This window comes from Ureibacillus chungkukjangi, assembly GCF_044795995.1.
Classification (GTDB): Bacteria; Bacillota; Bacilli; order Bacillales_A; family Planococcaceae; genus Ureibacillus; species Ureibacillus chungkukjangi.
This window is the reverse complement of record NZ_CP085009.1, coordinates 506552-519185: the sequence shown is the minus strand read 5'-3', so window position 1 is coordinate 519185 and position 12634 is coordinate 506552. Positions and strand designations below refer to the sequence as shown.

Annotated in this window: 13 protein-coding genes; 3 read left to right on the top strand and 10 right to left on the bottom strand. The window is 37.9% G+C overall.

The window, feature by feature from the left end; genetic code table 11:
- Positions 1-3: 3 nt before the first annotated feature.
- The 9 genes from LG296_RS02620 to LG296_RS02580 all read right to left on the bottom strand — a co-directional run bounded on the left by LG296_RS02620 (position 4) and on the right by LG296_RS02580 (position 7547).
- Positions 4-963 (bottom strand): TAXI family TRAP transporter solute-binding subunit, encoded by a 960-nt coding sequence (locus LG296_RS02620; RefSeq protein WP_404427393.1) that lies wholly within the window; start codon positions 961-963, stop codon positions 4-6.
- A gap of 21 nt (positions 964-984) precedes the next feature.
- The gene (locus LG296_RS02615; protein WP_404427392.1) at positions 985-1791 is read right to left on the bottom strand and encodes an enoyl-CoA hydratase/isomerase family protein; all 807 of its coding nucleotides are present in this window, start codon (positions 1789-1791) and stop codon (positions 985-987) included.
- A 13-nt stretch (positions 1792-1804) separates the two neighbouring features.
- Positions 1805-2857 (bottom strand): acyl-CoA dehydrogenase family protein, encoded by a 1053-nt coding sequence (locus tag LG296_RS02610; protein WP_404427391.1) that lies wholly within the window; start codon positions 2855-2857, stop codon positions 1805-1807.
- Positions 2854-3996 carry an acyl-CoA dehydrogenase family protein gene (locus tag LG296_RS02605; RefSeq protein ID WP_404427390.1) on the bottom strand — a complete coding sequence of 381 codons (1143 nt, stop codon included), beginning with the start codon at positions 3994-3996 and terminating at the stop codon, positions 2854-2856. The genes LG296_RS02610 and LG296_RS02605 overlap by 4 nt, the downstream gene beginning before the upstream one ends.
- Before the next feature lie 1140 nt (positions 3997-5136).
- Positions 5137-5520: a VOC family protein gene (locus LG296_RS02600; RefSeq protein ID WP_404427957.1), complete on the bottom strand. Its 384-nt coding sequence runs from the start codon at positions 5518-5520 to the stop codon at positions 5137-5139.
- A gap of 59 nt (positions 5521-5579) precedes the next feature.
- Positions 5580-5852 carry a helix-turn-helix transcriptional regulator gene (locus LG296_RS02595; RefSeq protein ID WP_251399893.1) on the bottom strand — a complete coding sequence of 91 codons (273 nt, stop codon included), beginning with the start codon at positions 5850-5852 and terminating at the stop codon, positions 5580-5582.
- 116 nt (positions 5853-5968) lie between these two features.
- Complete coding sequence (locus tag LG296_RS02590; RefSeq protein WP_251399627.1) at positions 5969-6403, bottom strand: DUF4362 domain-containing protein; 435 nt, start codon at positions 6401-6403, stop codon at positions 5969-5971.
- A 65-nt stretch (positions 6404-6468) separates the two neighbouring features.
- Positions 6469-6975: a GNAT family N-acetyltransferase gene (locus LG296_RS02585; protein WP_404427389.1), complete on the bottom strand. Its 507-nt coding sequence runs from the start codon at positions 6973-6975 to the stop codon at positions 6469-6471.
- Positions 6976-7274: 299 nt separating this feature from the next.
- Positions 7275-7547 carry a hypothetical protein gene (locus LG296_RS02580; protein ID WP_404427388.1) on the bottom strand — a complete coding sequence of 91 codons (273 nt, stop codon included), beginning with the start codon at positions 7545-7547 and terminating at the stop codon, positions 7275-7277.
- Positions 7548-7722: 175 nt separating this feature from the next.
- Between LG296_RS02580 and LG296_RS02575 the strand changes: the two genes are divergently transcribed.
- Complete coding sequence (locus tag LG296_RS02575) at positions 7723-8466, top strand: nuclease-related domain-containing protein (RefSeq protein ID WP_404427387.1); 744 nt, start codon at positions 7723-7725, stop codon at positions 8464-8466.
- Between the two features lie 105 nt (positions 8467-8571).
- Here LG296_RS02575 and LG296_RS02570 read toward each other — a convergent pair whose 3' ends face one another.
- Positions 8572-9090, bottom strand: a complete 519-nt coding sequence (locus LG296_RS02570; RefSeq protein WP_404427386.1) for a general stress protein — start codon at positions 9088-9090, stop codon at positions 8572-8574.
- Positions 9091-9268: 178 nt separating this feature from the next.
- Here LG296_RS02570 and mutT point away from each other — a divergent pair, with 178 nt between their 5' ends.
- Entirely contained in the window at positions 9269-9664 is a 396-nt protein-coding gene (gene mutT / locus LG296_RS02565; RefSeq protein WP_404427385.1) for an 8-oxo-dGTP diphosphatase MutT, read from the top strand.
- A gap of 26 nt (positions 9665-9690) precedes the next feature.
- Complete coding sequence (locus LG296_RS02560; RefSeq protein WP_404427384.1) at positions 9691-12570, top strand: DUF3427 domain-containing protein; 2880 nt, start codon at positions 9691-9693, stop codon at positions 12568-12570.
- Positions 12571-12634: the final 64 nt, after the last annotated feature.

Here is a 12634-nt window from a genome sequence, read left to right as displayed (position 1 = left end):
CCCCTATTCCAATACGCCGATTTCTTTATAGTACTTTTCTGCCCCTGGATGCAGTGGCACTCCAGCAGTTCCTTCAATGGCTTTTTTAGGATCAAACTGTTTAGCAATGCTGAAGGATTTTTCAAGTTCCTTTACATTTTCCCAAAGCAGCTTTGTCAGCTCATAGGCAGCTTCCTCTGACACACTTTCGTCGATTACAATCGTGCTGTATTGACCAACTGTTATAATCGGTTCAGGCTGCTTATCATAGGTATTGGCTTCAATGACATATTCAAAATTCCATGGATATTCTTCCGTCATTTTCTTAATGGCTTCAGGTGAAAAATTTAAAACCTTTGTATCCAGCGTTGAGATTAGCTCGGTTGTGGCTGCAGCAGGTACACCAGAATAGATATTTACTGCATGGACCTGGCCATTTCTCATTAAATCCGTGGCTTCAGTAAACCCAACATAGTTCCCCTTTACTTCATCTGCTGCAATTCCATGTGCTTCTAGTACGAGCTTTGATTCCATTTCAGTGGAGCTTCCTGCCGCCCCATATACAAAGCTTTTTCCTTTTAAGTCTTCAATGGATTGAATCTTGCCATCATTCACAGCCACAATATGGCTAACATTTGGATAGAGGTTGCCTAATATGCGAACTTCTTTGTATGGCTTCTCTTTAAAAGTCCCCTCACCGTTATAGGCTTCATATGCAATATTTACCGTTGTAAAGGCAATATTGGCTTCTCCTTTACTCATTAGCTTCAAATTTTCAACACTACCGTTGGATGCTTGGGATGCCACTCGCTTTCCCATCTCTTTCGTCCATAACGTTGAAAGACCTGCACCTAATGAGTAAAACACCCCCGTTGTCGTTCCCGTAGTGAAGATAAGCGGTTCCCCATACCGCTCTGCATTACTTTGACATCCTATGAGAAGACCAACACATAACAAAATTGTGATGATAAACCTACCTTTCATCCCCCATCCCCCTTGGTTTGTTTAGTTAAATTTTGGTTTCCTCTTTTCTAGCACAGCTGCTACACCTTCCTTGTAATCTGGTAATTCCGTCACTAGGCCCATTTTAGAAGAAATATAGTCTAGTGAAGAACGTAGACTCATTGTCTGGCTTTGGTACACTGCACGTTTTATAATTCGGATGGCTTCCTGTGGACCGTTGCTTAGCTTCTCTACATATGCTTGAACAAAAGCATCCAGTTCCTCATCTGGAATTACAAATGTTACCAGTCCCTTTTCCTTGGCCTCCTCTGCTGTTAAAACGCGTGCAGTCCATAGCATATCCAGCGCCTGATCGATGCCCACTAATTTTGGTAAAAAGTAAGCGCCTCCATCTCCAGGTACAATTCCTACATTAATGTAGCTTTCAGAGAACTTAGCCGAGCTTGCAGCGATTCGAATATCACACATTAGAGCCATATCAAGTCCTGCTCCCATAGCATAGCCATGCATTTGGCATACAACAGGTTTATCGATTTCCTCTAGTAATAGTGGAACACGCTGCACTTTTTTCCATAAGGAATGTTTTCTAGCAAGGGCTGTTGATGTAATATCCTCCTGACTTTCAAAGAAGCCTTTTCCTGCTACCATCGCCTTTACATCCCCACCGGCACAGAAGGACTTTCCATTTCCTTTCACAAGGAGTACGCGAATCGAATCATTATCCCTCACCTCTTCTAAAGAAGAAATCCAAAGCTGAATCATTTCCTCGCTGAAGGCATTAAAGCTCTCCGGTCGATTTAATGTAATTGTCGCAATCCCGTTATTCACTTCAAATAGTAAATCTGCCACTGATTCATCCCCCTTAAATGTGTTCCACCTGTTTTTTCTTCGTTAAGACATCCCAAATTGTATTTGATGAAATCAGCCAGTTTTTGGCTAGCTGCTTTTTCCAATACTTTTCATGGAAGTCCTCATCTCGCCATGCCCATAATCTACGTGTGTAGTGGTGTAATCGGTGCTCGTGTGTAACACCAATGGCTGCATGTACCTGATGTGCACTTGTAGCAACAATGCGGCTTGCATCATCTAGCTTCAACCTTGAAAAGGCGATTTCGTCTCCTGCCTCATCTTTTTGAAGCAAGGCAATAATGTTTTCAAGTGCTGCTGCTGAAATTGCTTGCTCGCCAGCTAAAACAGCAAGATGCTGCTGCACTAATTGGAAACGGTGAATTGGACGACCAAACTGCTCTCGTTCTTTACTAAATTGAACGGATAGCTCATAGGCACGGTCGATTGCTCCAGCCATTTTACTTACCGTGGCTGCTGTCTGTAGTTTTGTAAGGAATTCATGCTGTTCTTCTGTGAGGGGGTGACTTGCAATAATTTTGTACTCTGTAAACTGAAGGCTATCTCTAGGCTCTGCTGCTAGGTTGGTGTGGTTTTCAATTTGTGCTTCCTTCAAATCTACTAATATTAAGGATTGGGTCCCTTTTTCAGTCGCAAGTGTTACGAGTTTTTGTGCGTATCTTGCCCATGGAACATGGTCTAAACTGCCTGAAACCTTTCCAGCTGTAAGTTCTAAAGGCTTTGCTGCTAGGTGCACTGTGGATAATTCTGTTTGTGGTTTTATATTGGTGAATTCTAAGATGAGATTTGCCAATGTATGTTCGATGAATGGAATCGGTACTGCGTATTTGCCAACTAATCGATAGAGATGAAATAGATCCTCATAATCGCCACCAGCACCGCCATTTTCTTCTTTAACGGCAACCTGATGGATTTCATTTTCAAGGATTAATTTCCAAACATCCTCTGCCCATTGGTTTGCTTCTAATAGGTCTACTGTTTCTTTTTCTACCTTTTCCTTAAAAATTCGTTCTACGGTTTCGATAATCATGTCCTTCATTTCACTCATCCTGCCAGCACTCCCTTCGCGATAATGCCATATAACACTTCTGACGTCCCGCCTCGAATCGTAAAGCCAGGAGCATGAAGTGTGGATTCTGCTAAGTAACGGTCTACTGCACGGTCAGCATGAAGCTGTGGATAAACATCCAAGAGTAAACGAACAATCTCAGGGATTTTCTGTTCAAATTTCGTACCAACACTCTTTACTAATGCTGCTGAGACACCTACTTCTCCGCCATCTTCTAGCACTTTTGCAACGCCAATTGATAGATTTCTAAGACTCCATAATTCTGCTATTAGCTTTGAGATTTGTGCTAAGCCTTCGATATCCTGCTGGCGTTTGAGCTCCTCCATCGCTTCATTTAGCAATGGGAAGGTGCTTAAAATACGCTCTGGACCACTGCGTTCGAAGGCTAACTCTGCTAACCCTTGGGCCCACCCGTTTCCTAATGTCCCAACGACCATTTCATCAGGCACGAAAACGTTATCAAAAAATACGTCATTGAAGTGATGCTCCCCTGTTAAATAACGGATCGGCGTAATTGTTACACCTTCTGACTTCAAATTAATAATTAATTGGCTTAGGCCTTGGTGTTTCTTTTCTGTCACTGGTTCTGTTCGAACAAGTGTGACCATATAATGAGCATCTTGTGCGTTACTAGTCCACGTCTTTGCGCCATTTACAATCCAGCCACCCTCTACTTTTTCAGCCTTTGTTTTTACAGAGGCCATATCCGAGCCGCTATTTGGCTCACTTAGCCCAATGGCAAAGAAGCATTCTCCTTTAACGATCTTCGGTAGGAAGAAATTCTTTTGATAATCCGTCCCAAATCGCAGTAGAAGCGGTCCAGTTTGTCGATCAGCAAACCAATGCGCTGCAACCGGTGCCCCAATTGCCAAAAATTCCTCCGTCAAAATATATCGGTCAATAGAGCTGCGTTCAGCCCCTCCATATTCTTTCGGCCACGTCATCCCAATCCAGCCCTGTTCAGCGATTATCCTTGAAAATGCCGGGTCACTCCCACTCAGCCAGGAATCACATTTCGTTTGAAACGTCCCCTTTTGTAGCTCCTGTTGCAGGAAAGTACGAACCTCTTCTCTGAATAATTCTTGCTCCTTTGTAAATTGAACAGTAGGTAAATTCAATCTATCCACCCCTTTTACGCATATGCGGTAATCATTACCTTATATAAATAGTGTATATTTTCTGAATAATAAAAGTCAATGGGTTTTTGACAAATAAATTGATTATAAAAGAGGAATATTGCTTTAAAGAGAAAATGTTGTTTTTCGCATGTGTTGGAGGAGTTATTCAAGAATAACAATAGAGGTAGTAAATAAGATTGAGGGATAAAAGATTGGCGTAGCTATTGGAATTGAGGGTTATTCTTTTAGAAAAATGATTAAGGGATTTGGGGTTTTGGAATTTGTTTTCGGGAGAACTTAAAAATAATCGATCAGATGACAGACACTTTTTGGGGAATTCTGTTCATATTGTCTTTCATCTATGTTCTGAAAGACACTTTCTGGGGATAGCCTGTTCATAGTGTCTTTCATCTGCCTTATGAAAGACACTTTTTGTGTATATCTTGTTCACACTGTCTTTCATCGTCCTTACGAAAGACACTTTCTGGGGATATCTTGCTCATAGTGTATTTCATCACACTTATAAAGAACTTTCGATTGACCTGTTGTTCATACTGTCCTTCATCACCCTTATGAAAGACACTTTCGATTGATCTCTTGTTCATACTGTCCTTCATCACACTTATGAAAGGCACTTCTTGGGGATATCTTGTTCATACTGGTCTTCATCACACTTATGAAAGACACTTCCAGGGGATATCTTGTTCGTACTGTCTTTCATCACACTTATGAAAGACACTTCCTGTGCATATCCTGTTCATATCGTCCTTCATCACACTTATGAAAGACACTTTCAGAGGATATCTTGTTCGTACTGTCCTTCATCTCACTTATGAAAGACACTTTCTGGGGATATCTTGTTCATACTGTCTTTCATCAAACTTATGAAAGACACTTCCTATGCATATCTTGTTCATATCGTCTTTCATCACACTTATGAAAGACACTTCCAGGGATATCTTGTTCGTACTGTCCTTCATCTCACTTATGAAAGACACTTCCAGAGGATATCTTGTTCGTACTGTCCTTCATCACTTAAATAACACAAAAACCCCTGCCTAGATTTAGTGCAGGGTTAACACAAACATATTCAATTACTAAAGTAACCTTTGCCGTTCCTATTCAGGCACCCTCACCTTATTACTGCTGAATCATTTGAATGAGGTTGCCGCATGTGTCATCGAAGACCGCGATAGTGATGTCGCCCATTTTTGTTGGCTTCATAGTAAACGCGACGCCTTTTTCTGCCAAGTCTTTGTATTCTTTTTCAATATCAGAAACCCCAAACATTGTTACGGGAATCCCATCAGCAAATAGCTTTTGTTGATATTCCTTGGCAGCAGGGTGAACATTTGGCTCAAGTAAAAGCTCGGTACCATTTTCTTCACCAGAAGAGACAAGCGTTAACCATCTGTGTGCACCACTTGGAACGTCATGCTTTTTTACAAAGCCCAGCGTATTAGTATAAAACTCTAAGGCTTTCTCTTGATCTTCAACGAATATACTCGTAATAATAATTTTCATCATGATTTGTGCTCCCTTATAATTTTGATGTCTAGTGTTTGCCTACACTCTTACTTAAATTAATCTATCCAGCCTTTCAGTAAATCTTCTAGCGGTTCTTTATTAAATAATAGTACTCGATACTTGCCCTTACGTTCGGAGGTTACAAGCCCCGCCTCCTCCAAAATATTAAGATGCTTCGTGATTGCCTGCCTCGTGATTGAAAGCTGGTATTTCATAATGAGACGTGCCGTAAGCTCATACAGCGTCAGCTCGTTCCGTTCAGAAAGCTCGTCCAGCATCAGTCGCCGAGTAGAGTCAGCAAGGGCTTTAAATATAGCGTCTTTGTTCATGAATTGATTATATGCAACTAATCAGTTGCTCGTCAAGTATAAACAACTAGATGGTTGCATTTTGTCCCCAATGAAATCAAGAGAAAATTAGACATACGAAACCAGTGGGCACCTAATTATTTTTTCCATTTTACTAAAATTATATTATCCATTTCTTCTTCACAATCTACCAGAACGTATTCCGTTGCATCGCTTCTTTCAACAACTTCTATTGCAATACAAGTATTATGATAGATTTCTCCAGCACCATATTCATCTCTACTCGTATCTTTTGTTGACTTTATAACGACTCCATCATAGTCGAGCTGGTGAAATATAGGATCCCCTTCAGTTGTATATTGTACAATCGTCAATTTGTCCTGAATGCCCTTTTCCGTATTGCTTTTAAACTCTTCAAATCTTTCCAGGTTTTCAATTTCACCAAACCGTGCCACTACATCTCCAGAGGGTGTACTATCACTTGCAACATTAACTTTCTCAGATGTTTGGCCATCTGTATTTTGACAGCCTGAGATTAAGAGAATAGCTAATAATAAAACCAGTTTCCTCATAGCATTCCTCCATAATTTAATAAAGCCATCCCATACAATGCACAGTTGAGACGGCCCTTTTCACCCTATTTCAATATCAAAATCATCAAATCTTCATCAAAATATTCATCGCCCTCTTTTAATCCCCTCGGTTCAATACCATATGTTGTAAACCCAAGAGATTGATAGAGCTTCTTTGCCGATTCGTTTTTCGAAACTACCTGAAGATGAATCTGCTCAACTCCATCGAAATCTTTAGCACGTATGATTGCCTCTTGCATTAGCTTCTTGCCAACACCATGACCGCGCACTTCTGGAGCCACATACATCCCATAGATATTTCCCTTGTGCTTTGATTTTCGAGCAGTGTCTCGCATAAAACGAACTACTCCAACCAGAGCTCCACCTTCTTCAAACGCTCCCAGCACATAACGATCTTCGGCTTGACGAATTCGCTCCTCCACCGCTTCTATCGGAAAATTGACTTCCCTTTCATATGTAGACCCAAAGCTTTCCGGGTCTGTTTGCAGTGCTCTTAGTCTAAGTTCGTGATAAATTTGTGCATCTGCTACATTTAAAACTCGTATGTTCATGTTAGTCCTCCTAAAGATTACTTCTCACCTGGAAATAATATTGCTAGGATATAAAAGTTATGTTGGTCCTTTTTATAATAAATCCGGAATTTTTTTACTACTATACGGGAGATACCTGCATACTTTCCAAATTCCTCAGTGTATATAGTTGACCAATCACACCATTTTTCAATATCTCATCAATTTCTAATATTAAATGTGTTATAAATACTAAAGTCTCTTCTCTTGTAAACCTTTCACTTCTAAATCCTAGTAGCTTCTCTCGAACAGTAATTGACCAGATTACGTTCCGATTCGTTTTATTTAAAATCCTCCACAGATAAAGACTTTATCAATTCTGAAGTAGGGATTCTCTCCCCTTTATCATATTGATTTTGGCTCTCTTGAATCATTTGACCAAGCTGTGGATTTGCTTCTACATCATTTTCAATTGAATCCACTTCTTTTATTTCTTCTTGTAAAACGATAGCAAATTTACCCTTACCTGGTATCGTAAATTGCAAAACTGAATTATTGTGATCCATTTTTGAGATATAGTTCATTAATTCTTCTGAAGTATTGATTTTACTCACAAAATCACCCCCTATTATAAATTTATCTATCATTATTATACCTATAAAATAGAATTATCTACTGAATCTTTTCCGCTCATATAAGTCATTTTATATTTATTCGTATTCATTTTAGAAAATCCCTTCTTCTACTTCAACCAAAATATAACTTACAATTCTACCATTATTTAGTAAAATGGAATTACTGATTATGCGAAAGGCAGTGGAGATTTTGTTTAAGACACTAATTAATACCGTTGTAAATTTACTAACCCCTCCTCCTTCAACGAAACCAACAGACAAACCAAGTTCAAAGTCCGTTATCTCTACATACAAGGAACAAACGGGAAATGGCTTTTTAAGTACAATGTTCAACAAAGGCAATTACGGGGAGTTCTCCTCCTATGGAAAAATGGCGAAATTACCAGGCTATCATAAGGCACTATTCAATATCTATATTCCAAACGGTAATAACCAAACGACTGAAATTGACCTCGTCTATATCCATGAGACTGGCGTTTACGTGATCGAATCCAAAAATTATAGCGGCTGGATATTTGGCGATGAAAAATCTCAAAAGTGGATGCAAACCTTTCCGAACGGTCAAAAGTATCCCTTTTACAATCCTATCAAGCAAAATATCGGTCATATCAAAGCATTACAAAAAATCCTTCCCTCTATTGAAAAGGAGCACTATAAATCGGTCATCGTCTTCAGTGAAAGATGCGAGCTAAAAAAAATCTCCTTCGAGGCAGCAAATACATTTGTCCTCAAACGCTATCATCTAGCTAAGCTAATGACCATACAAATCGAAAGCTCTCCAAAAATTCTGGAGCCCGACTTCATCGACCGAATCTATAACTTCCTGGCACAATACCAAAAAGCTGACCAAGCCGTAAAGCAGGAGCATATTGAGAAGATTAAGGAGAAGCAAGGATAGATGGAGAAAGGACTACAAAATGATGAATAACTTCGTTGAATAATTGAAAACTGGTTAAGAATAGCTTTTGTCGGCTACGAGGATTGGTTGGGGTTGGAGATTTAATCATAAAAATCGTTTAAAATCTTTATTCAAGCTGGATCTCTTCAACCTTCTACTCTTCATCAAGTATTTGATATCAAAACGATTATCATATGAGAGCTGCTTATAGAAATAGTTGATAAACTCTAAAATTGCAAAAATATAAATAAAGAATGCAGTTAATAGCCCACCTATCGGCAAAGATGGATACCATCTAACAAAATCAATAATAAATGCAAGGATTGCCAAAAGAATTATAAATTTATTCAGCCCTTTGAAACGGTGCAGTAGACGAACAATCTTAATCGGTGTAATCGATGTATTCTCTACCCTCAATCTTTTAAGCTTGGCATGCCAATAAATCGTCCCTTGTATCAATAGACACTCTAAAAGTATGAATGCTACCCAAAATGAAAAAAGTGAATATAGATGTAGGTTCGGCATCGCATAATTAACTATATAACTGACAAAAACAAACATAATCACAGAGGTTAACTCACCTGTATACAAATATGCCAGCCTTCTTTCTATAATTCCCTTCATTTTCCAAACACCTCCCTCTTTAGTATATTGAGAGTACTAGAGTGTTTCAATGTATAAAGGAAGAATTGCCATATCGAATTTGTATTTGCTCCAAAAACCTTTTAACTATAGAAAATAAATGCTCAAATACTGGAAATCAGCTAAAATTAAACTATTAACAGTAAAAAAGGTGATAAAGATGAAAAAGCAAGTTCACGTAGTTGGAGCAATTATAGAAAATGATCAAAATGAAATTTTCTGTGCAAAAAGAAGCGCAGAAATGGTTCTCCCAAACTATTGGGAATTCCCTGGTGGGAAGATTGAATCCGGCGAAACACCTGAACAAGCACTTGCACGAGAAATTCAAGAAGAATTCAGCTGTAGCATCAGTGTGGGAGAAAAAGTAGAAGACACAACCTACGAATATGAAAAATTCATCGTTCGACTCGAAACGTATAAAGCAAAAATGGAAAACGGACACCCTATCGCTATCGAGCATGCCGAAACAAAATGGGTAAAGCGAGATACACTTGCTCAGCTAGATTTTGCTCCTGCAGATATTCCAGCTGTAGAAAAAATAGCGAGAGAAAAATAAAACATTGAAGAGACGGTGGAAATAGTTTGGAACAGCTTATTCGTAAAATTGAGAGCTCCTTATATAAAGGATTTATTGATCAAAACAAACCAGTTTCGGCACAATTTAAACCCAAGCTTTTAACAAATAAAAATCATGAATCAGTTTTATCAACATTACTTCAGGAATTAAAAACATGTAACACTTTCACTTTTTCCGTAGCTTTCATAACTGAGGGTGGTCTAGCATCCTTAAAAACGATGCTCTATGACTTAAAGCTTAAAGGCATTAAAGGAAGAATACTTACATCCACTTTCTTGAACTTCAATCAACCAAAGATGTTTAAGGAGCTTCTTAAACTAGAAAATATTGAAGTTGGTCTAACCGGCGAAAAAGGCTTCCATTCAAAAGGTTATATTTTTGAGCATACAGATTATTATTCTTTAATTGTAGGAAGCTCGAATTTAACCGACAGTGCATTAAAGGCGAACTATGAGTGGAATGTATTTTTAACTTCATTAGAAAACGGCGAAATTATTAATCACTTTAAGAATCAATTTGAGGATGCTTGGAACGCAGCAATTCCATTAACTGAAGAGTGGATAAACAGTTATAATCAACACTTCGAGCTGCAGCCATTCATTAAACGACTTACCGGCAATACCTTTCAAATCAATGAAAAGTACCTTACCAATCAATTAGCAGAGAGCTTATCCGTCCAACCAAACAAAATGCAATCAGTAGCATTACAGCAAATAAAAGAACTAAGAGAAACTGGAGCAAATAAAGGGCTAATAATTTCTGCTACGGGTACAGGTAAAACCTATTTATCTGCCTTTGATGTAAGAAACTTCGCACCAAAGAAGATGCTGTTTGTAGTCCATCGAGAGCAAATTTTAAAGAAGGCAATGCAAGATTATCGCAAGATCCTAGGTGGAAATGAAGATGATTACGGCATTCTTTCAGGCAATTCAAAAGCTGTTGATGCTAAATACTTGTTTGCAACCATTCAAACACTTTCCAGAGATCAGTATCTTCAAGAGTTTACTAAAGATCATTTTGATTATGTTTTAGTAGATGAAGTTCATAAGGCTGGTGCAGATTCGTATCTTAAGGTGATGAATTATTTTGAACCTGAATTCTTACTTGGTATGACTGCTACACCTGAACGGACTGATGGATTTAATATCTATGAATTGTTTGATTACAACATTGCTTATGAAATAAGACTTCAAGCTGCTCTTGAAGAAGACATGCTTTGTCCATTCCATTATTTTGGTGTAACAGACTTTGAAAAAGATGGTGAAATAGTAGATGATGCTACCGAGCTTAGGAACTTAGTTTCAAATGAACGAGTAAGGCATATAATCGAGAAAGTAAATTATTACGGTCACTCTGGAGATCAGGTGAAAGGTCTAATGTTCTGTAGTTCTAAAGATGAAGCGAAAAATCTTTCTATTTCATTAAATAATGCTGGGCTTAAAACTACAGCGCTAACTGGAGATAATACTCAAGATGAGCGCGAAGATGCTATTCAAAAGTTAGAAAAAGGAAAACTTGAGTATATTCTAACAGTCGATATTTTTAATGAAGGAATTGATATCCCCTTCTTAAACCAAATTGTTATGCTACGCCAAACACAATCGAGCATTATCTTTATTCAACAGCTTGGTCGTGGGTTACGTAAACATGATTCAAAGGACTACGTAACAATCATAGATTTTATCGGAAACTATAAAAACAACTATCTCATTCCCATCGCTTTATCCGGAGATCAGTCTATGAATAAGGATAACGTTCGTCGGAGAACTGTAAACACTGATTACATTCAAGGGGTTTCAACTATTAACTTTGAAGAGATTGCGAAGAAGAAAATTTTCGATGCTATTAACAATACCAATTTATCAACATTGAAAACATTAAAAGATGCATATCTAGAAGTAAAGAATCGTTTAGGTAGAATCCCTACCCTATTTGATTTTATAGAACAAAACTCTCTAGATCCCGAGGTCATTGTTGGCTATTCAGAGAACTATTATAATTTCCTTGTAAAAATGAAAGAAGAAATCCCTTCCCTTTCAGATTATGAGCAAGCTGTACTAACAATGATTTCAAAGGAATTTTTAAATGGGAAACGTATGCATGAAGTTATTTTGATCCAAGAATTACTTAAAGAGCAAGCTATTTCGAAAGAATCTTATTTAGCTAAATTAAATGATTATGGTACTTATGTGGATGAGGCAACAATTCAATCTGTTGAAAACATATTTGCCTTAAACTTCTTTGTTCAAAATGATGTGAAGAAGTACGGAGGAAAAGCGATTATAGAACTAATAAATGGCACCTATCAATTTAATGAAGAACTACAGGAAAGTCTGAGAGATTCCAATTTCAGTGGCTATTTAGAGGACATTGTTAAATGTGCATATATTAAAAAGGAAAAGTACGAGAAATCGTTGCCTTTTACATTATACGAAAAATATTCAAGGCGAGATGTCTGTAGGCTCTTTAATTGGGAAAAGAACGAAGAAGGTACATTAAATGGTGGTCGAATTAAAAACGGAACATGTCCAATATTTGTTAACTATCATAAAAATGAAGAAGACTCTGACACAAATTATTTAGATGAATTTTTATCTAACGATTTATTCCAATGGTGCTCTACTAAAAATCGAACAGTAATGGCAAAAGATATCAATCCTATTATCCACTCCACTGAAAATGGCGTAGATGTTCATTTATTTGTTAAAAAACACAATGGAGAAGGAAAAGACTTCTATTACCTCGGCCCAGTAAATGTCGAGAGCGAATCAGCATCAAACCAAAAAATAGAAGATGGTGGCGTTCAGTATGGCGTCGTCACTATGAACATGGTTCTTGAATCCCCCGTACAGTATGATATTTATCATTATTTGGTGGAGGAATAGAAATAACAAAGTATAAGGAGTATAACAGCTTCTTATACTTTATTATTTATTAAGAAGATATAAG

Coding starts and splice junctions, on each gene's coding strand:
- LG296_RS02610 (WP_404427391.1), bottom strand. CDS start 2,857: ATGAGTGAAATGAAGGACATGATTATCGAAACCGTAGAACGAATTTTT.
- mutT (WP_404427385.1), top strand. CDS start 9,269: ATGAAAAAGCAAGTTCACGTAGTTGGAGCAATTATAGAAAATGATCAA.
- LG296_RS02620 (WP_404427393.1), bottom strand. CDS start 963: ATGAAAGGTAGGTTTATCATCACAATTTTGTTATGTGTTGGTCTTCTC.
- LG296_RS02575 (WP_404427387.1), top strand. CDS start 7,723: ATGGAATTACTGATTATGCGAAAGGCAGTGGAGATTTTGTTTAAGACA.
- LG296_RS02585 (WP_404427389.1), bottom strand. CDS start 6,975: ATGAACATACGAGTTTTAAATGTAGCAGATGCACAAATTTATCACGAA.
- LG296_RS02570 (WP_404427386.1), bottom strand. CDS start 9,090: ATGAAGGGAATTATAGAAAGAAGGCTGGCATATTTGTATACAGGTGAG.
- LG296_RS02600 (WP_404427957.1), bottom strand. CDS start 5,520: ATGAAAATTATTATTACGAGTATATTCGTTGAAGATCAAGAGAAAGCC.
- LG296_RS02590 (WP_251399627.1), bottom strand. CDS start 6,403: ATGAGGAAACTGGTTTTATTATTAGCTATTCTCTTAATCTCAGGCTGT.
- LG296_RS02595 (WP_251399893.1), bottom strand. CDS start 5,852: ATGAACAAAGACGCTATATTTAAAGCCCTTGCTGACTCTACTCGGCGA.